The sequence below is a fragment of the Alicyclobacillus fodiniaquatilis genome (genome assembly GCF_042678105.1).
In the GTDB taxonomy this organism is placed as follows: Bacteria; Bacillota; Bacilli; order Alicyclobacillales; family Alicyclobacillaceae; genus Alicyclobacillus; species Alicyclobacillus fodiniaquatilis.
Window position 1 is genome coordinate 1 of record NZ_JBHUCX010000035.1, and the last position, 19885, is coordinate 19885.

Annotated in this window: 23 protein-coding genes; 6 read left to right on the plus strand and 17 right to left on the minus strand. The window is 51.8% G+C overall.

Annotated elements, in window-relative coordinates:
* Positions 1 to 115 precede the first annotated feature (115 nt).
* Complete coding sequence (locus ACFSB2_RS13245; protein WP_377943544.1) at positions 116 to 2236, plus strand: beta propeller repeat protein; 2121 nt, start codon at positions 116 to 118, stop codon at positions 2234 to 2236.
* Between the two features lie 105 nt (positions 2237 to 2341).
* On the opposite strand, the gene ACFSB2_RS13250 is transcribed toward ACFSB2_RS13245, so the two are convergent.
* The 8 genes from ACFSB2_RS13250 to acpS all read right to left on the minus strand — a co-directional run bounded on the left by ACFSB2_RS13250 (position 2342) and on the right by acpS (position 9704).
* Positions 2342 to 3076, minus strand: coding sequence for a gamma-glutamyl-gamma-aminobutyrate hydrolase family protein (locus tag ACFSB2_RS13250; protein WP_377943545.1), 735 nt, complete (start codon positions 3074 to 3076; stop codon positions 2342 to 2344).
* 19 nt (positions 3077 to 3095) lie between these two features.
* Complete coding sequence (locus tag ACFSB2_RS13255) at positions 3096 to 4349, minus strand: adenosylhomocysteinase (protein ID WP_377943546.1); 1254 nt, start codon at positions 4347 to 4349, stop codon at positions 3096 to 3098.
* Positions 4350 to 4565: 216 nt separating this feature from the next.
* Positions 4566 to 4916 carry a type II toxin-antitoxin system PemK/MazF family toxin gene (locus tag ACFSB2_RS13260; protein WP_377943547.1) on the minus strand — a complete coding sequence of 117 codons (351 nt, stop codon included), beginning with the start codon at positions 4914 to 4916 and terminating at the stop codon, positions 4566 to 4568.
* 4 nt (positions 4917 to 4920) lie between these two features.
* Entirely contained in the window at positions 4921 to 5229 is a 309-nt protein-coding gene (locus ACFSB2_RS13265; RefSeq protein ID WP_377943548.1) for a CopG family ribbon-helix-helix protein, read from the minus strand.
* A gap of 123 nt (positions 5230 to 5352) precedes the next feature.
* Positions 5353 to 6558 carry an alanine racemase gene (gene alr, locus ACFSB2_RS13270; protein WP_377943549.1) on the minus strand — a complete coding sequence of 402 codons (1206 nt, stop codon included), beginning with the start codon at positions 6556 to 6558 and terminating at the stop codon, positions 5353 to 5355.
* Between the two features lie 105 nt (positions 6559 to 6663).
* Positions 6664 to 7659 (minus strand): LolA family protein, encoded by a 996-nt coding sequence (locus tag ACFSB2_RS13275; protein ID WP_377943550.1) that lies wholly within the window; start codon positions 7657 to 7659, stop codon positions 6664 to 6666.
* 40 nt (positions 7660 to 7699) lie between these two features.
* The gene (locus ACFSB2_RS13280) at positions 7700 to 9184 is read right to left on the minus strand and encodes an NAD(P)H-hydrate dehydratase (protein WP_377943551.1); all 1485 of its coding nucleotides are present in this window, start codon (positions 9182 to 9184) and stop codon (positions 7700 to 7702) included.
* A gap of 142 nt (positions 9185 to 9326) precedes the next feature.
* Positions 9327 to 9704 carry a holo-ACP synthase gene (gene acpS / locus ACFSB2_RS13285; RefSeq protein WP_377943552.1) on the minus strand — a complete coding sequence of 126 codons (378 nt, stop codon included), beginning with the start codon at positions 9702 to 9704 and terminating at the stop codon, positions 9327 to 9329.
* A 232-nt stretch (positions 9705 to 9936) separates the two neighbouring features.
* On the opposite strand from acpS, the gene ACFSB2_RS13290 reads away from it, so the two are divergent.
* Positions 9937 to 10122: a hypothetical protein gene (locus tag ACFSB2_RS13290; RefSeq protein ID WP_377943553.1), complete on the plus strand. Its 186-nt coding sequence runs from the start codon at positions 9937 to 9939 to the stop codon at positions 10120 to 10122.
* A gap of 60 nt (positions 10123 to 10182) precedes the next feature.
* The gene (gene map / locus ACFSB2_RS13295; protein ID WP_377943554.1) at positions 10183 to 10932 is read left to right on the plus strand and encodes a type I methionyl aminopeptidase; all 750 of its coding nucleotides are present in this window, start codon (positions 10183 to 10185) and stop codon (positions 10930 to 10932) included.
* 112 nt (positions 10933 to 11044) lie between these two features.
* Here the strand turns inward: map and ACFSB2_RS13300 are convergent, their stop codons facing one another.
* Positions 11045 to 11425: a toprim domain-containing protein gene (locus tag ACFSB2_RS13300; protein WP_377943555.1), complete on the minus strand. Its 381-nt coding sequence runs from the start codon at positions 11423 to 11425 to the stop codon at positions 11045 to 11047.
* A 174-nt stretch (positions 11426 to 11599) separates the two neighbouring features.
* Here ACFSB2_RS13300 and ACFSB2_RS13305 point away from each other — a divergent pair, with 174 nt between their 5' ends.
* Positions 11600 to 11896, plus strand: coding sequence for a hypothetical protein (locus ACFSB2_RS13305; protein ID WP_377943557.1), 297 nt, complete (start codon positions 11600 to 11602; stop codon positions 11894 to 11896).
* A gap of 183 nt (positions 11897 to 12079) precedes the next feature.
* Here ACFSB2_RS13305 and ACFSB2_RS13310 read toward each other — a convergent pair whose 3' ends face one another.
* A complete protein-coding gene (locus tag ACFSB2_RS13310; protein WP_377943558.1) occupies positions 12080 to 12211 on the minus strand; it encodes a hypothetical protein in 132 nt (43 codons plus the stop codon).
* A gap of 160 nt (positions 12212 to 12371) precedes the next feature.
* On the opposite strand from ACFSB2_RS13310, the gene ACFSB2_RS13315 reads away from it, so the two are divergent.
* Complete coding sequence (locus ACFSB2_RS13315; RefSeq protein WP_377943559.1) at positions 12372 to 12689, plus strand: thioredoxin family protein; 318 nt, start codon at positions 12372 to 12374, stop codon at positions 12687 to 12689.
* Positions 12690 to 12755: 66 nt separating this feature from the next.
* Positions 12756 to 13217 carry a large conductance mechanosensitive channel protein MscL gene (mscL, locus tag ACFSB2_RS13320; protein ID WP_377943560.1) on the plus strand — a complete coding sequence of 154 codons (462 nt, stop codon included), beginning with the start codon at positions 12756 to 12758 and terminating at the stop codon, positions 13215 to 13217.
* Positions 13218 to 13293: 76 nt separating this feature from the next.
* On the opposite strand, the gene ACFSB2_RS13325 is transcribed toward mscL, so the two are convergent.
* From ACFSB2_RS13325 to ACFSB2_RS13355, 7 genes are all read right to left on the minus strand, one after another.
* A complete protein-coding gene (locus ACFSB2_RS13325; RefSeq protein ID WP_377943561.1) occupies positions 13294 to 13416 on the minus strand; it encodes a hypothetical protein in 123 nt (40 codons plus the stop codon).
* A gap of 118 nt (positions 13417 to 13534) precedes the next feature.
* Complete coding sequence (locus ACFSB2_RS13330; RefSeq protein ID WP_377943562.1) at positions 13535 to 14917, minus strand: sugar phosphate nucleotidyltransferase; 1383 nt, start codon at positions 14915 to 14917, stop codon at positions 13535 to 13537.
* A 239-nt stretch (positions 14918 to 15156) separates the two neighbouring features.
* Entirely contained in the window at positions 15157 to 16107 is a 951-nt protein-coding gene (locus tag ACFSB2_RS13335; protein ID WP_377943563.1) for a polysaccharide deacetylase family protein, read from the minus strand.
* Positions 16108 to 16312: 205 nt separating this feature from the next.
* Positions 16313 to 16687, minus strand: a complete 375-nt coding sequence (locus ACFSB2_RS13340; RefSeq protein ID WP_377943564.1) for a hypothetical protein — start codon at positions 16685 to 16687, stop codon at positions 16313 to 16315.
* Between the two features lie 14 nt (positions 16688 to 16701).
* Positions 16702 to 18567: an MFS transporter gene (locus ACFSB2_RS13345; protein ID WP_377943565.1), complete on the minus strand. Its 1866-nt coding sequence runs from the start codon at positions 18565 to 18567 to the stop codon at positions 16702 to 16704.
* Between the two features lie 40 nt (positions 18568 to 18607).
* Positions 18608 to 19036, minus strand: coding sequence for a helix-turn-helix domain-containing protein (locus tag ACFSB2_RS13350; RefSeq protein WP_377943566.1), 429 nt, complete (start codon positions 19034 to 19036; stop codon positions 18608 to 18610).
* 150 nt (positions 19037 to 19186) lie between these two features.
* Positions 19187 to 19765, minus strand: a complete 579-nt coding sequence (locus tag ACFSB2_RS13355; RefSeq protein ID WP_377943567.1) for a hydrolase — start codon at positions 19763 to 19765, stop codon at positions 19187 to 19189.
* Between the last annotated feature and the right edge of the window lie 120 nt (positions 19766 to 19885).

Here is a 19885-nt window from a genome sequence, read left to right on the forward strand (position 1 = left end):
TATCGAGAACCAATGGTCCCAAGGAGGAATTCGTAGTACCCCGACCACTACGAGAATTTTATCTCAAAACTCTTTGGAGTACGTGACATCAATATACTAGGAGGCGTACCATCCAATGCCTTTACAACGAACAAAATTTGTGACGTCTGCCCTGTTGACAGTCATTACACTGGGCGTTTGCGGCGCTGTCGTATATGCAAAGACAACTGACAAAACTGCCATACATGCCAATGGACAAAAGACCGCAAGCGCCCCTACGGCCGATCCGTCGAAAGGAATAGGCACACTTGCCGTCACTGGCCAAAAACCGGTGACGACAGAGGACATGACTGCGACGACGCCGGACTTCATCGACGCGCAAAACGGGTTCCTTGGCGCAAACCAACAAGTGTTTGCAACGCAGGACGGCGGATCGACCTGGCAGAAAATCGGTCAGTTTGACAGCGACATTGCCGATGTCTCGTTCATCAATGCCAACGAGGGATTTGTCATTCTGAAATCTGGAAAAACACCCAAAGCAAATGCGACCACAGAAACGAATACGTGGTCGATAGAGAAGACGACTGACCGAGGGAAGTCGTGGCAAACTGTGTGGACAAAGACAGAAACGGATCCCACTGACACAACCACCGACAATGTCAAGCTATCGTTGTTCGCCCAAACAGGCTTTGCGCTGATTGGTGGGCACGTATTAGCGTCGAACGATGGCGGAAATACATGGCGTACGTTATCCATAACTGGTCGTGCAACAGACATTCACTTTGTGGACGCGAACACCGGCTGGATCGTCACAAGCACGCCGCAAGCGGCCAACACGACAAACGAACCGCAAGATCCCGAATCTGTCGTCCGACTGCTCAAAACCACGGATGGCGGCCAACAGTTTACTACGTCAATCCAAACAGCGCCGATCCACGTTTGGCAAGCGGAAGTGGCTTTCGGCAATGCAAATCAAGGGATCTTCCTCGTCAAAGACTTGGATGACTGGAATACGACGATGTATTTGACCAACGACGGCGGCACAACCTGGTCAAAGACCACGCCGAATCAATTTACAGGACGCGTTGGTCAAGGTGAACCCGTGGTCACGAACACGGGTTACGCAATGGTGCCGCAAAATCCAGGAGCTGCCCCATTCGCCGGTGGCATGGATGTGGTGAACCTAGCTACCGGCCAAGTGACCCCAGCCAGCAGGCAGAACGAATGGCGAGACGCCTCCATCAGTCAACGCTTCGGCAACACCCTGTACGCGACTGCTTCGCTGAACAGCGGCGGCGCAGCTGTCTTAAAGTCGACCGATGGTGGACACGTCTGGCGGCAAATCTATCCGGAGACATTGCCATCGACAGCGATTGATTTTGTCAATCAGACGGTCGGTTATGGCATTGGCACGGTCGCCAACCAAGATGTCATTTTAAAGACCAGCGATGGCGGTCAGTCGTGGAGTAAAGTGGCCAATCTTGGCCAAAACGCAAAACCACTCGCCGTCTCATTTCAAGATGCGCTCGATGGCGAGATCGTCGTCCAAGGTCAGAACAAACAGAATGGCGAAGCAACCTGGGGCATTGAAGTCACGCATGATGGCGGAAAAACGTGGGCGGTTGAAAAGAATACGACATTCCCTAGCAGCATGCAAACAGACATCAGCCGAGGCGAGGTACAACCCACTTATCTGTACGCGACCTCATCAGGCTATGTCTTAGGTGTGACAGAGGGCGCAAAAGTGGATTTGCTGCAGTCCAAGAATGGCTTGTCTTGGCGATTGTCGAGCAGTGTCAATACCCCGAACGCGCTGAACCAATCGCTCGCTTTCGCAGACAAGAACGATGGTTGGTTGGCGGTCAGCAGCCAACCGAAAGCAGGAAGCGAGCAGTTTACGACAAGTCTGCTCAGTTTCAACAGTCAATCCGGCAAGTTTACGACCCAATGGAAATTGCCGCAGGGGTGGCTGGTCGAGGGGATCGCACATCCGACCCCAAACACGGGGATTCTGTTCGCCCAAAAGCATCCCTGGGATTCAGACGCATCCGCTGCCGTTTTCATCACCACGAATGCTGGAAAGTCATGGCGCAAAGATACACAAAAGGACGGCGGTTTATTTATGCCGCTCATCACGCCTCTTTCGGATACGGCTGTGTCCATGTCGTTTGTCGACGATCACGACGGCTACATGCTGCTTGGCGATGGCATCCTAAAGACAACAGATGGTGGAACAGACTGGCACTGGCTGTCCTGACACCATCACAGGAAAATGAACAAAGGGCTGCAAGCCAGTCACAGTGACTGATTCGCAGCCCTTTCGCAATTGGGCGAACGCTTTCTCACTTTTGCGTTCACCTTGTCACTTTCCTTGTACAGCCTCCACCAACGCTCGAAACAACCCCAGCGTCTTGGTATCTGTCCGCCACAAATTCTCTGGATGCCACTGCACGCCAAGCATAAACGGCCCAGAGGTGGCCTCCACCGCCTCGACCAGATTTTCCGCATCCCATGCCACTGCACGCAGCGGTTCAGCGAGTTTGCGGATGGCCTGATGATGAAAGCTGTTCACTTTCAAGGTTTTTTCCCCATCGAAACAAGCAGCGAGACGACTACCTGGTTCAATCTTTACACGATGGCTGACATGATTGCGAGCCGCTTTCTGGGCGTGTTGAATCTTGCCCTTCCACTGCCTTGGCAAATCCTGATACAATGTGCCGCCGAGCGCGACGTTGAGCATCTGAATACCGCGACAGATGCCCAGCACAGGCTTACCTTGGGCGCGCATCAAGTGAATCAAGGCGATTTCCAATCTGTCTCGTTCCGCGACGACGTTTCCCAGTCCATACATCGGCTCTTCGCCAAACGTGGTCGGATCCACATCCTCACCGCCGCTTAGCAACAATCCGTCCAGCCGAGTCGCGATTTGGGCGAGTGTATCGTCAGACAAAAAGGGGATGACGACTGGCAGTCCTCCTGCCCGTTCGACACCCTCAGTATAATCGTCAGACAGCGCAACCCCTGGCAGTGGCATACCTGGCAAGTTTGTCGCCCGCACATGTCGCATCCCGGTCAAACCAATTAGCGGTCGGACCATCGCCGTCCCTCCAATCAAGTCACTGCCAACTGTGGAGGTACGCGCTTTGCGCTTCTGTCAAAGTATCGATTTCAACCTGCCAACTGGCCAAGCGCATCTGCGCGACTTCCAAGTCGAGTGCTCGAGGGATCATATGCAAGCCAGGCGCATAGGTGTTCGTCATGACTTCGCGCAAACCCAACGCCTGAAGCGCGAACGTCATGTCCATCACTTCAGCAGGATGGCCGTCCCCGGCTGCCAAATTGACCAACCGCCCCTCGGCAATCAGATATAAGCGCCTGCCGTCAGGCAGTCTGTATTCATCAATGTTCGGACGCACCCGTCGCTTCGACGCAGACAGAGCGTCGAGATCCGGCTTGCTGATCTCCACGTCAAAGTGGCCTGCATTGCCAAGTATCGCCCCATCTTTCATGCGCGCCAACGCCGCTTTGTGAATGACCTCTTTGACGCCAGTGACCGTGATAAAATAATCTCCATGCGGCGCCGCTTCGACAATCGGCATCACCGCAAACCCGTCCATCACAGCTTCCACCGCGCGAACCGCATCAACCTCGCAGACAATCACTTTGGCGCCGAGCCCCTTGGCACGCATCGCAACCCCTTTGCCACACCAGCCATATCCGACTACGACTACAGTTTTCCCGGCAATCACCAAATTGGTCGTGCGCATGACACCATCCCAAACCGACTGCCCCGTACCATAGCGATTGTCGAACAAATGCTTACAATCAGCGTCGTTCACACCAATCATCGGATACTGCAGTATCCCCTCGTCACTCATTGCGCGCAAGCGAATGATGCCCGTCGTCGTCTCCTCACAACCGCCGATGATTTCCTTTGCCTGATCAGGCCGCTCCTGATGCAAAATAGTCGCCAAATCGGCTCCATCGTCGATCACGCCCTGCGGATGATGATCCAACACAGCGCGCAAATGCGCTCTATACTCCTCCGGCGTCGCGTCATACCAAGCATGTGTCGTCACACCTCGCTTGACCAGTGCCGCAGCGACATCATCTTGTGTCGAAAGAGGATTGCTGCCCGCCAACGCCACATGTGCGCCCCCCGCCTGCACGACCAACGCCAAGTAGGCAGTCTTTGCCTCCAAATGGAGACAGACGGATATCCGCTTGCCAGCAAACGGTTGTTCCTCACGGAATCGCACTTCAAGTTGCCGCAAAAGTGGCATATGCTCGCGCACCCAATCAATTTTTAACTCACCGGCTTCGGCCAGCGAAAAATCCCGAATTTGCGACGCTTCTCTCACTTGTGACACTGCTCTTCACTCCTCGACATGCTATGTAAAATCAAAGGACACTTCAATTTTCCCAATAAAAAAAGACGGACTTGTCATCCGTCCCCCCAATCCCAAAAATGAGCGGTACTGTTACTGCGCCATCCGCGATGCTGCAATCCATCCACATTTTCATGCTGCTGCTGGCGTGACACACATCACGTATGGCGGTCTATCAAGCGAAATCTTTTGAACGAATCAAAACTCAACCAGACCTAAGCTAATCAGCAAACCGTCGTTGACCATTTTCATCATCGGTTCGTCCAGATGCGTAATTTTGTCTGTCAAACGTTGCTTGTCGAGTGTGCGCAACTGCTCCAAAAGAACGACCGAATCCCGCTCCAAACCATATTTCTGCGCGGGGATTTCAACGTGCGTCGGCAACTTGGCCTTTTGGATTTGGGCAGTAATAGCAGCAACAATCACTGTGGGGCTAAATCGATTTCCGATGTCGTTTTGAATAATCAAAACAGGGCGAAACCCGCCTTGTTCTGAACCGACAACGGGTGACAAATCGGCAAAGAAGATGTCCCCTCGTTTGACATTCAATCAATTACACCCCGCTTACTAAGCGTTCAACCGTGCCTCCTGCTTCTTGTTCCAGGGGAAATGATTCGGAAGCAATACGCAAATTTAAGCGTGCCATTTCCTGATACCCTTGCTGCATCTGTTCACGAATATCGTTTTTGCGATGGCTTGATACATACATACGCAATGCTTCTCGTACAATTTGACTGCGATTTGCGCAGTCGGTTTGTGCGAAGCCATCCACCTGTTCTAGCAATTGCTCCGGAACGTAGACTACCATGCGTTTTTTCCCGGACACGCGCGGCACCTCCACTGCACTGGTGACACTTATCATAACGGCTATTATAACCTCCTTCGGGGGGCAGGTCAAAAACTTCGACAAAATGCGCCGCAAAAAATGTCGATTCTCTTGTTTTAAGGTACCCAATAAGGTACCCAACTACGCTTTGAGAACAGTTTATTGCACATATAATTTTGGCACGCGCGCGCTGATTTGACAGAGCAATTCATATGAAATGGTCCCAGCGAGTGTAGCCAAATGATTGAGCGGAAGCAGTTGTTGCGTCCCTATCTGCTGTTGTGAAAATATGTCTACCAGCCATCGTTCACGCTGTTCCGCAGCAGTTTGTCCCCACGCCTGTGGCGTCAGCGCAGCAGGCGTATCGGCGCCAAAGACCGTGACGAAATCTCCTACCTGGACATCTTCGATGTGCGACACGTCCAACATCAATTGATCCATGCAGACACGACCGACAACCAGCGCCTTTTGACCGCGCACCAACATCGTCCCCTGATTCGACAACACGCGCGGATAGCCATCCGCATAGCCCATTTGCACAGTCGCTACCCGCATTCTCCTGTCTGCCCGATAAGTTGCGCCATATGAGATGGTTTCACCTGAATTGACCGTTTCTATGCGAGAAATGGAACTGTATACATGCATTACCGGACGCAATTCTGGCATTGCAAGCACATCATCATCTGGCGAGTAACCATATGCGGAAATGCCCACCCGGACCATATCAAAATGCCACGCCGGATCTCGCCACGCCCCCGCGCTGTTGGCGGCATGCGCCAACGGAACCTGATATCCATCTTGTTCTAGTTCACGCAACCAAGCGCGAAATTGCCTGATTTGCGCTTGGGCATGCTCATCTGACGACGCGTCTGCACAGGCCAAGTGCGTATACACGCCGCTCCAAATGACATCCGAGCGTGATCGAACCCAATCCAGAAATGCTTTGGTCGATTCTATCGATTTAAATCCGATGCGGTTCATACCTGTGTCTAGCGGAATATGCACTTTCAAGGGAGGATAAAACTGCGGCAAAATTGAATAGTCGTCCCAAGTCGGGATGTAGCTCACCTCGACCTGATGCCTTGCGGCAATTGTCAATTCAAGAGGTCCCAGCGCGCCAAACAACAAGATGGGTATATCGTATCCTGCTTTCCGAATGGCCAGTGCCTCTTCCAGTGTGGCCACTGCCACTTGCGCGACTGGCCCTTGCATAACCACGTTCATCACAGGTTCAAGGCCATGGCCATAAGCATTCGCCTTGACGGCAATCAGAAGTCTTGTGTCCGGCGCCAAACGCCGTTTGAGCACCTGTAAATTATGGGATAATGCCCGTAAATCAATGATGCTGAACGTCCCTCGATACATGTTGCTCACCTCGTCAGTCAAAGTGTATCAAGGAACGCCGATATCTGTACATAGAAAAAACCCGGCCACAGCAAATGTCTGCTGGCCGGGTTTTGTGCTTCGATTTTATTTTCCGATTTGACCGAGTGTCGACAGTGCGACATTTTCGAGCTGATCTAAGTTTAAATCATTGCTCGTCAATGAGAACTCAACGCCATTGTCGATCCAAGTTAAACTGCCCACTTGGTCATTGCCTGAATACATGGCTGGCACGCCGTACATATTCACCAATTGACCGTCAGGCGTCGCTGAAGCGCCTTGTGTCGGTCGCCATTCCTGCAACAAGTAGTTATGCGCTCCAGTGTACCGAAGGAGTGCACTGGTCTCGCTCATTTGCTTGGAACTGGTCAACTTCGCTCCATACATGGCCTTGGCCTCAATTGAACCGAAACTTTGTTCGTCCCCCGTCATGGTCGTTTTTGCTGTCTCCTTATCTGTCACCATGGACTGCGGGTTAAACGCGTTTGCCTGGAACTGCACACCCGTCTTAAAGGACGTATATTTGAGAGAAACCGCTGCCTTCCCATCCTTATCCAAAAGCGATACGGACGTCGGATTCAAGTCCTTGTTCAGAACCACCTGCTGACTGCTGATGGTATCACTCGCAGGTGTGACTGGCACAGTGAACTGATAAGTCCCGCCCGATCTCGTCATCTTCACGTCCTTGCTGCTGATCTGTTTCAGCAACTGATCATAGAGATAAATCTGCCCTTGGTTCTGCGCCCAATTGCCATTGAAACGAAAGACTTTGCCAAGTGATGGGCTGACGATAAACATGCCGTTTTGGTTGTGTACGATGATTTGATGAATCTGTTTATCCTGATTTCCCAATTCAATTTTGTAGACCTCTGGCGATTCATAGGACACCTTCACATAATATGTCTGATTGTTATCGTCCATTTGAACCGTCATCATGGCTTCACTCTGATAGTTCTTTTCATCCAGTTGTTGTGCGTGTGTCTGGATTTTCTGATTGACCGACTGACCTGTCGGGATGCCACAGCCAGCGACAACGCCACTCATCAGTCCGAGTGCCAGTACGACTGTAGTAACCTTTCGCATAGCCACCTCGCCTTTCTCCGACACACACCATCATGAAACATCAAAGTTCCGCTTGCACAATGTCGAAGAACGTCATGATTGCTCGGGAAATATATTTTTCGATGTCGGAAGCTGTCGTGCTCACTGGCGTTAGCGCCGCTCCCGCAAGTTCCCCTGCCCGACCATGCAGCCACGCGCCCAACGAAGCCGCGGCGAATCCATTCAACCCTTGCGCAATCAAACTGCCAATGATGCCAGCCAACAAATCCCCACTGCCACCGACAGCCAGGGATGCATTTCCTGTCGGATTGATTCGTATTTGTCCGTCTGGCCTCGCAATGACCGTTCGATAGCCTTTCAAAAGGACGATGGCGCCTGTTTGGGCAGCAAGTTGGGTGGCCGCCGAGATTCGTTTTGCCTGCACTTGTGCAGTGGTCCAACCGAGCAGAAGCGCACATTCCTTTGGATGCGGCGTCAACACCCATTCATCGCCAATCTGCAACAGTTGACCTTCCTCAATCAAGTCTGCCAGCCCGTCCGCGTCAATGACGCCCCGCCAAGACCGCATCGTGTCAGCCTTAGATGCGGTCAACGCTTTACGGACCAGGGCCTGCCCTTTGCCCAGCCCAGGTCCGATGACGACAGACTGACAATCAGCCAAGGCAACGAGCGGGTCTGCCTCCTTGCGCACGACATAGTCTGGCGCAACAGCAGGGGAAACAAGTTCATCACAAGAGAGAACGACGAGTCCTGCCCCTGCCCGCGCGGCACCTGCCGCAGCGAGCATCGCGGCACCTTGCATCTGGCCGACGACGATACCACATCGGCCGTAGGTTCCTTTGTGGCTCAACACGCCGCGTTCGCCCCATCCTTGCCCGTGCGAACGAGGATCAACGTATACAGCCATTCCCTCCGGCAACGGCGCTGTGATCCCGATATCGACGACGCGCACCTGACCGGCATGGTTTGCTCCAGGTGTCACAGCGGTCCCCAGCTTTTCAAACGCCATGGCGATCGTTTCAGTCGCCTGTACAGCCACATCGTACACTTCACCTGTCGATGCATTGACGCCTGTGGGGATATCCACAGCGACAATGGGCGCTTTGGTTTCGTTCATTTCACGAACCATACTCGCCCATTTTCCCGCCAAGGCCCTTGTACACCCTGTGCCAAGCAGCGCATCCACATACACGGCTGGCTTCATTTCGGCCAGACACCCTTCTGTGTAGCACTGCCACGGAACGCCGACTGCCACGGCCATCTCAAAAGCTCGGTGCGCATCATTGGACAACTCGGTGTCCGGGTCGACTGCGGACACCACACGCACGGCGTAACCCATGTGGCGCAACCACCGAGCCGCCAGCCAACCATCGCCACCATTGTTGCCTTTGCCACAGGCGATCACAATGGATGACACGCCATATTCAGCTACAGCTTCCGCCACACTTTTCCCAGCGTGGTCCATCAACACAATTGCAGGAACTTTGCATGTTTCGATGGTGTGGTGATCGAAACACCGCATTTGTTCACTCGTGACCAGATACACACAGTACCCTCCTCGAGGATTGATATATGGATATTCGGCCCGTCCATACAATATGTACAAACTTGACAAGCCTGTGCGCAGTAACTGCGCCTATCGTTGCTTTTTGTCGCTGTGCTCGCTTTGCGCACAGCCATCACGGACTTTACAACCGTTCCCAAATCGCGGTTGCAAATGCAATTTGTTCCGTATGACTGATACTGACGTGGAGTCGATCACGCGCCCCCAACCGCTGCAACGCAGAGCGAGCTTCCCACATCACGTGCAATCCGTCATCAGTGACCATCAGCGAAACGCTGGCCATGGACAATTTCGCCAAACCACATCCGACAGCCTTGGCCAACGCCTCCTTCGCCGCAAATCGACCTGCGACGAATTCCGCCAAGCGCACAGGGCCGTACTGCGCACACTGTTTCTGTTCCGCCGCACCGAGCACCCGGCGCAAAAAAGGCTGTCCATGCCGCTCGATGGCCTGACGAATCCGCGTCGTTTCAGCAATGTCGCTGCCGATGCCCAAAATCATCACAAGCGCCCCCTTCATCTCGTTGGCATCATTTTAGCCCATCCTGGGACAAACTGCATGATGAAGGGATGCCTCGATTGATTGACATTTTCATGATGCTGCTGGTGCGGGACGCATCACGCATGGCGGTCTACTTGGGGACAATCGAAAATCCAATCGGCGATTTACGTGCAAAGTAGGGGGCATTTGTGGCACAATCAAAGTCGACCACTACCGGAGAGGCGGCGCGCATTTGCATACATTACTCGAACTCGTTCTCGTCATTGTCATAGGTGTTTTGTTCACGTTGCTCGTACGTTATCGCCCTGGCGGCGAACATCTCAGCATAAAGAAGACCGCATGCCTGTTTGTCGTTGGCGTTGTCATCGGTGTAATTTTCTTGTCCACGCACGTTGTCAGCGCGCCGACAGGCTTGTAACCACAATCTATCCAAGAACCTACACAACGTAGATTGAAGACGTTTGGAGGCATCACCATCGTGATCGTACTGAAAAGCAAGCATGAAATTCATTTGATGAAGGAAGCAGGCAAAGTGGTTGCAGGTTGCCACGAAGGTCTGCGCACGTTTATTCGACCAGGCATCACCACCATGGAGATTGACGCGTTTGTCGAATCGTTTATGCGCAAATACAACATGGAGCCGGCGCAAAAGGGGTACAAAGGTTATCCGTATGCCTCCTGCACCTCTCTGAACGATGTCGTGTGCCACGGGTTTCCAAGCGACCAAGTGTTACAAGAAGGGGATATCATCACCGTGGACATGGTCGCGCTCCACAAAGGCCTTCATGCGGATTCTGCGTGGAGTTATGCCGTTGGTGAAGTGAGCCCTGTGGCGAAAAAGCTGCTTGAAGTCACCGAGGCAGCGCTGTACAAGGGGATCGAAGTTTCAGTCATCGGCAACCAGATCTCCGACATCGGCCACGCGATTCAGACGTACGTCGAAGCGGAAGGGCTCTCCGTCGTCCGCGACTATATCGGCCACGGCATCGGTCGGCAAATGCACGAGAGCCCCGAAGTGCTCCATTTTGGCCCGCCCCACCGCGGCGCCCGCATCAAGAAGGGCATGGCTTTCACCATCGAACCGATGGTCAACGTCGGCACATACGAGTGCACTTTGGATGACGACGGCTGGACGGCGCGCACAGCTGATGGGCAACTGAGCACGCAGTACGAGCATACGCTCGTGATCACCGAAAACGGCCCAGACATCATCACCGCCCAGAACTGAGTAGGTGATTTACGCAAATGAACCACACACCGTGAGGCGTGCGGTTCATTTGTTTTGGCATCTCACAGCCAACCCCTGTGCTCGCGAAAGCCAAGGTACCTAAAACGAGATGTCAAAATGAATGAGCGTTCTTTGCAAAAGAGTGCAGCAGCGTCTCATCGACTTCGAAGTAAGCATCCGAGAAAATCTTAGCCAAATATTCCAAGGGTGTTCTGGCTACTTCGCGATAAGATTTGCGCGTGTATAAATCAATGGCATTCGGCAGTTCATGTCTGAGTTGTTTGCGAAGGTGATTTCCCGGCGCGTCGGCATCGACAAGGATGTATACCTCATCTTTTTGCAACGGAACAATTTCATTTTCCACTTGTTCGTAACTAAGCGTGCCTTTCGTGCAGACCACCTGTACCTCCTCACGAAGTACACGCAAAATCCGCGCTTTGTCAGTCTTCCCTTCCACGATAATCACCTTGCGTGAAGTCGGTCGTATCTGCATATCGCTCAACTTCCTTCCATGGAGATGATCACCGCTGTGACCCTACTTTCATGATATGTCAAAGCAGCAAACTCCCCACCCCCATTTTATCACGCATAGCGTGCGAACATTCATTGTAAACCGCCCGGTCAATTTCCGTGCGTGGCCATACGCTGTACGAAAGGGGGCAAATCTATGAAACGCCGGACACAAGTCGACGCTACACCGTGTTTTCTACCCATGTTCCTTTTATTCGGAGGGCTCGCAGCCAACAGAGGAGCAAGAGCAAGACGTTACGGGTATCCTGGCTATGGCGCGCCTGGTTTCGGCATGCCTTATGGTGCCATGCCTGGCAACGGCTATCCTCCACAAATGTATGGAGGCTATGGAGGCGCACCAACTCATCCATCCTTATACTCGCCCTGGGCCATCCAACATCCCCAGATTGGCGCGCAACCGGGCATGCCTGTCAATCGACCACTGCCCTATTGACCGAATCGATAATGGAGCGAAGAATGTTCATGAGTTCAACCACAAGGCGCGTGCCAAAGTTGGCGCAGGAGGAGGCGCGCGCCCGTGGCAGACGTTTACTGGACAAGCTCAATGAAAAAAAGAACGGCTTCACGGCATGAAACCATTCTTTTCTGATTTTTTTTAGGTGAGTTTTTAGGTGAGTTAAAGAACAGGTGTGGTCGTGGTCGTACAGGTGGTTGTGCTGGTATAACCAGGTACAAGCAGGAAGAATAAAACGAAGATGATCAAGAACACAACCGCCCAACGAGTGTAACCGCCAAATACGCCGTACATGGAAATCCCTCCTCCTCAATTTGTGCGACCATGGCACACTCCCATACAATGCATATAGGTGAATGTGAGCCCCGGATATTCGTCTAGATACAGAGAATTAGGCTTGCCTAGGCAATGTAAGCAATGGCACACGTACAAAACCATGAGGAGGAGAAGCGACGTGCTGCAGGAAATTCGGATGGATGACATCAAACCGTTGGCCCGGTGGCAAAACCGTCAAGTCATTTACTTTTACACGCCGATGTGCGGCACTTGTAAAGTGGCTCGCAAGATGCTGGAAGTGGTCGACGCCACAATGAACGACGTGATCATTTACACCTGTGATGCGAATTTTGCTGGTCCTCTACTTCAGCGTTGGCGGGTACAAAGCATTCCCGCGCTGGCCTACATAGAAAGCGGCGAATTGGTGGATCTCCAATTCGCGTTTCACGATGTGGAGACACTATATCACCGATTGCGTAATTTTCTGAACAGATAAACATGATATGATTCCATTTGTTTGACCGCAATGCTCGATCACGCCTTTGGATGGAGGTTAAAACACATGTGGAAAGAATTTAAAGAATTTGCGCTACGGGGAAACCTAGTCGATTTGACCATCGGGTTTGTCATCGGCTCGGCTTTCAGCAAAGTCGCTACTTCTATTGTCAACGATATCATCATGCCGCCCATCGGGCTGGTCATCGGGCGCGTTGACTTCTCGAATTTGTATATCAATTTAAGCGGCAAACACTACAACTCATTTCAAGCTGCTCAAGCAGCCGGAGCGCCAACCATCAACATTGGCCAATTCCTCAACACAGTCATCAATTTTATCATCATTGCCATCGTCATGTTCATCGTGGTCAAACAGCTCAACCGTTTGTCCAACCGCAAGAAGCAAGAAGAAGCAGCGCCAGCGAAGCCGCACTGTCCCTATTGTCTATCGGAAATTGACCCACAGGCCACGCGCTGTCCTGCATGCACATCCCATTTGCCCCAAGCCGATGCTTCTAGCTCTTCTTGACGACAAAAGTGGAGGCGCCGCTCAAACCGAGCGCGCATCTCCACTTTCTCATACCATGAAATCATCATTTGTCTCTTCAATCGTCATGTCGATCCGCTTTTCTACGCAACCATCTGTCCCCCAGCACAATGCCGTACCCAAACAACAAAATCACAAAAATACCGACAAGTATGTACATAATCATTTCATGGACATTCACGGTTCTCACCTACCGCATCAGACTTGTAGTTCACACCCAGGGCGGTCTGTGATTAACGTTTGTCTCATCTGAAAAAACTATACGCGACGCGTTGACGCCCTTTCTGAATGACCGGGGTTTATACACGCCCTGCGCCAATGCTCAAAGCCGTCTCCAATTCTGCCCATGTCAAGTATTTTCGTACGATGTCCTCTTCCGTCAATTCACTGCCTCGTTGGACCTCGATAAATTTTAAACCCGTCTCTGTGCGAATCGCATGCCACTGATCCGCATAGACTCGCACCACATCGCCAGGCCCAATCAACGCGCGCCCAGAATCGAGGATGACCTCTCCATCCCCTTCGATGATGGTCCAGACTTCACTGCGCTTCATATGTTTGTGATAGCTGATGTTCATATTCGGGTACAGTTCGATGTTTTTGGTCAAAACCTCTGTGCCATCGGCCAGCTTTTGATAATCCAGGACGCGATATGTCCCCCAGATCTTTTCCTCGTACATCGGTCGGTTTTGCAAATCACCGACGACATCCTTCAAACACGCACTGACATCTTTATCGGCTGCCAAAATGCCATCTGGCGTCGCAACGATAATCGTATCTTTCAAGCCCATGCCCACAACGGGAATCCCTAGTTCGTTGATGATCTGCGTACCTTCACATGCATGCTCAATCCCTTGGCCGACAATGGGCGATGACATGTGGCTCGAAAGCGCCGCCCATGTGCCGAGATCATTCCATTCGCCTCGATAAGGATGGACGACGATGGATTTTGCCCGCTCTACCACTTCATAGTCAAAGCTACGTTTGGGCAAGGTCGCAAACGTCTTGAGGCATTCTGCATATGTCATCGGCCAACCACGTTCAGCCAAGACATCTAAAATCGTGGCTGCGCGAAAACAAAATACACCACAGTTCCACAGTGCGCCTCGCTCGATTAACTTGACTGCCTTCGGTTCATCAGGTTTTTCAACAAACGACTCCACCCGCAGACCCGCATGTTGCTGATACGCTTTTTGTCCAGTCACAATATAGCCGAATTTGCTCGTAGGTGATGTCGGTTCAACACCCATTAAAGCCAACTCCGCTGCAGCGTCAGTTAATAGTGCTCCGAGTTTTTGTATTTCGCAAAAGTAGTGATCGTCGACATAGTGATCCACAGGACAGATTGCAATCGGTTCCTCAGCGGACATCCCTTCTACATCCAGCAAGTACAACGTGGATAGCGCAATCGCTGGAAAGGTGTCCCGCCGCATGGGTTCTTGAATCAATGGCACATTGCCAATCTGACTCTGAATCATTTCGGCCTGCGATTTTGAAGCGCAGACGTATGTGTCTTGCTGCAATCCGCAGATGTTCAACTGATGCCACACACGTTGCAGCATAGACTGGGGCCTTGGCGAGTGAGCACTAGGCAGCACACGCAGAAACTGCTTAGAACGAATATCATTCGACATTGGCCATAATCGCTTGCCTGATCCACCACTTAACAAAACGAGCTTCAAACCGCATTCCCCCCAAAATATGTGCGCCTGTTTAAACATTGCGCTCCCTGTTTGATCTCTTCTCTTTTTAAGTCGGACAACGCTCTCTTTATTTGGCCCTTTAAAATACTTATTTTAAAGCAGAATTACATCGACATTCCATATAAAATAAGCCTGCAAAGCGAAATTTATTTCGTTAGCGCTTCTCTGAACAAAATGTGAGGAGATGAATGCCGACAGCAGGCAAAACGCCAACCATTTCAACGTGACGCGGAATTTACACCCGACGTGACTTTGGGTGTGGGCAAAACGACAATTTTTAAATGCTGGGCTTCCAATCCTTGCAGAATCTCTGGCAAAGCCGCTAGTGTAAGAGCTTTGTCGTGCAAATCAAATACCCCGCCTGACGGATTGTCATCGACGACTGCATGTACAATCTCATCAGCGCTCTCTGCAGCCCAATCGCGTGGATCTCGATTCCACAGCGCCAGGGCCATGCCATCCCGTTTTAAAATCTGCTCTGTCACGTTGTTAAAATTTTCGTAAGGGGGGCGAAATAACCGAACAGGCTGCCCTGTGAGCCCGGATATCAGCTGTGCGTCATCATCAATTTGAGCCATTTGTTCCGCTGGTGAAATGGTGAAGAAATCTGGGTGGCTCATGGAATGGTCTTCCACCAAGTCCCCACTGGCCGCCGCGTTTTTAACCACCTGTGGATATCGCTTGACATTGGTGCCGACAAAAAAGAACGTGGCATGCGCGTGATACTGGTTGAACACATTGATGATTTGCTGCGTATATGGTGATGGCCCGTCATCAATGCTCAGTCCAACCTCGCCTGCTGGGAGATGATATACCTCCGGCACAAGCATTTTTTGGGCAATATGATGATAGTCGGTCGTGTCCCAGTGCGTGATGGCGGGCAACTTGGTCGATGCTGACGACTTGTCCCTGGCCGAAGAAGTTTGATTGCCAGTTTGCTGTGCCTTCGATTGAACCGCTGTCTTTGCTTTTGCTTTGTTCATCGCCGCAGCGGTTGTATTATTTTGTTTCGCTTTTTGACTTTTCAAATGATTGGGGGGTGTCTTAGCAGTGGCGCTCGTCAGTTTCGTGATTGACCTAGGGGACGGTAGCCCAGCAACTCCTGCACACCCCACCATTGCGGCACAACAGAATAACGTGCCTGCAGATACCCAAACTCTTTTTTTCATGTGTTTTGCCTTCCCCTCGTCATCGATGAACAAGGAACACATGCGCGCCTCAGTGACCGAAATACGCCTCTGAGCCTGTCACTGTCAAACCTTGTCGAATATGAGACGAAGCTGGGCAAAAAATTGTTACTCTTTAGGTTTTCTCAAATCGCATGGTCAGTGGCGAGATCGCGCGGCAGGCCCATCTGACCATGCGTCATCCCAGCTACATCGCGCCCTGGATGTCATTTAGCACGGCGCGAATCAGCTCATCCAATTCCATGTCCTCCTGCGTCAAATCCCCATCAACGGTGGCTGCCACGTGGCTTGCTGACAGATCAGACGGCAGGGAGAGATCATGTAAGACAGACTGCATCAATTGTTCTGCATCCTGCTTTGCACCGTCGGTTTTACGCTTATTTACCCCCGCAGAACTGGGGTTGACCTGCTCGGCCAGTTGGCGCATCAGCGCCAGCAGCTTGCCGTCAAGCGAGTTGGATTCCTCCGCCACGCCGGGATGAAGCGCCAGCTCTTTGCGCACCAGTGTGGTCAACAACTGCGATAACTCTTCTTCAGATTGTAGCCGATTTGATGTAGACAAGTTTCTCGCTTCCTTTACTGTTGAGGTAATGCGTTTTTGCGGCGGCGGCTGACCTGTTCCAATAGAGCGACTGCCCTGTTCAAGCGAGCGCGCTCTTCTGCTGTCGCATCTTCACGCAGACCATTGCGCGCCTGAAATGCCGCAATCAAACCAAGCAATTCCAAGTTGCGCAAGTCCTCTGTTTTCTGCTCCTCATCCTGATAGACGAAATGTTTGCCACGCAAGATCGACGCTGCTGCTGCCGCTAACAGGAGAACGACGGAAATGATGAAAGCCAACGCCAACCCGTGATGAAACGGCCCCTCAATGATATGTGGGAAAAATTTCTTCCCTGTAATGGTATTCGCTTGGTCTGATGGCAGCGTATGCAAAATATTGGCCCCATCCGGCCCAAGCAAACTTTGAAACGGATTGTATCCTAGCAATGCCGCAAACAAGGAGCTTGTCGGTGGTAAATTGGCGATGGAATGAGCTACCTGGGCAGGTACGTCGTGCTGTTTCAACCCACTGTACATCGCTTGCGGCAATGTCTGGGACAGTCCCGCGATGACGATGGAAAAGAACAAACCCATGCTCATCATCTGGCCAGCGTTCATGAACGTCGCACGCATACCTGAGGCGACGCCCCGATATTTGGCAGGGACCGCATTCATGATCGCCGCGCTGTTCGGAGAAGAAAACAGACCCAAGCCCAAACCAATGATGAAAATATAGATCCAGAACAGCCAATGGTTAAAATCCGTTGGCAGTGTAACAAGCATCACAAAACCGAATGCGGAAATCAGGAGACCCACCGTAGCAAACATTTTTGCACCGAATCGATCCGACAAGTACCCGCTGACAGGTCCGGCCAGCAAAAAACCAACCATTTGCGGAATTGTATACAGCCCTGCAATCAAAGGCGTGTGTTCATACGAGACGCCATGCATTGGCAAATAGATGCCTTGCAGCCAGATAATCAGCATGAACTGTAGGCCACCGCGCGCTAAAGCAGACATGAAGGACGCGATATTGCCTGCGCTAAATGGCCGGCTTTTGAATAATGATAGATGAAATAGCGGATTTTTGACCTTTGACTCCACGAAAACAAACAAGACCAGCATCACCACGCCGCCGACAATCGCGAAGATGACCCAAGGATTCAACCAGCCCATATTGTGTGACCCGTAGGGCATAATGCCATAAGTCAGTCCAATCATGATGCCCAAAATCCCCAATGCCAACGTGATGTTGCCAAGGACATCAAGATGTTGGTGTTTCTGGCGATCTCCCACTTCCTTCAAGGCGATATACGCCCAGATGGTCCCAAACAGTCCGACCGGAACGTTGACGAGAAATACAAAGCGCCATTCGCCGGTTGCAGCCAGCAATCCACCCACGACCAGCCCGACGACACTGCCGCCGACCGCGGCAATTTGGTTCAGCCCCAATGCTAGGCCGCGTTGGTTTTGCGGGAACGCATCTGTCAGAATTGCCGCGCTGTTGGAGAACAAAAACGCGCCGCCGATGCCTTGCACAAGCCGGAAGATAATCAACTCAATTTCGCCATTCAAACCTTTCGACCATGTGATGGCACACAGCACCGATCCGATGGTAAAGATGAGGAACCCTAAATTGTACAGTCGGACACGACCAAACATATCGGACAATCGCCCAAAGGTCACTAAAAATACGGTCGTCGCCACATTAAACCCAAGCATCACCCACAACAGCAAACTCGTCTGATTTGACTTCAAGGGATTCACATGCAGCCCATCGAAAATGACCGGCAGCGCAATAATGAGAATTGTCCCGTTGATGGCCGCCATCAAGATACCCAATGTGGTATTTGACAAGGCGATCCACTTGTATGCCGCGCTTCTTTGCAGTTTCTGTTCCATCGACTCCGCTCCCTGTCTCTATGGTCGTGAACGGCCGCATCTATTTTTGCCCATCAAGCGACTGTCGCACGCGTTGCAAACGCTCCTGATAGTTGGCGCGCAAATGCATCAATCCTTCGATTTTCGAATCTATCTTTTTGACGACATCCTCCAACAAATGCAGCGAGTCATCCAGAATGGCCAGCCGCTCCTCTGGTGTCGGTGTCGAATGAAGACTCCGGCGATGTTTATCCAACAACTCTTCCACACATATCAACTGCTTGATGTCCTGCAATCTGTATCCAAGCATGCCTTTGAGACGCAAAATGCGCTCCAGGCGTTGAACTGTGGCCTCATCATACAGTCGATGCCCTCCAGCCGTCCGCCGCACATCTGGAATGAGCCCCAGTTCCTCATAATAGTGAAGTGTACGTGGTGTCACTCCCAGCCTTTGCACCACCATTTCAACTGTCATGTCCATTTGGGCCATCTGCAGCGATTCAACTCCTCTTATCGACATCTAAATCTAGGGGGCATATGAAATCCTTGAATCTTCAGTCTGATGAATCTCGACTGTCTCTAGCGCGTGCAAACAAAACATCTCGGGCACCCGAAGTCACCCGAGATGTTTTAGCAGTTTTCACCCAGACAAGCCGCTGACAATTTCTCGCGCAGAGCGAATCCGCCCCATACGCGGCATCAGGTATTTCAATGGATGTTCGTGCTGTTCCGCGGACAAAGACGTCATCGCATCCTCGACAAACACCTGGTTGTACCCATGCTGATAAGCTTCCCTCGCAGTCGTTTCGACACCAATGTCTGTGGCGATTCCACACAAGACAATCGTATCTATGCCGCGGCGGCGCAGTTGCAAATCCAAATCAGTGCCAAAAAACGCGCCCCACTGGCGCTTAGTGACAAGCAAGTCCGTCGCCTTTGGGCCCAGCTCAGGCACAATCGCACTCCAGTCCGCTGGACGCTCTCCCCTGGCAGCAGGCGCCTCATCCGTGATGGGATGGAGCGCGTCTTGTCCATCGTGGAAGTCGACGTTCACGAGAACGACAAACCCTCCCTTTGCACGAAACGCGTTGGCCAATTCAACCGTCTTCTCCAGCACTTCCCCAGACGTATAAGGCGCGCATGGCAAAGACATAATCCCTTTTTGCATGTCGATCACGACGAGTGCTGTCTTTGTAACATCAAGTTCAATCGCGGACACGTGGCATCCCTTTCCTTCGCTAAATATACCGATGATTTCTCTGCACAAGTTTACGCTCTGAACAACCTCACGTCAACGTAAGGATCCGGTTTCTAGCCATTGACAACAAAAACGCCGCAC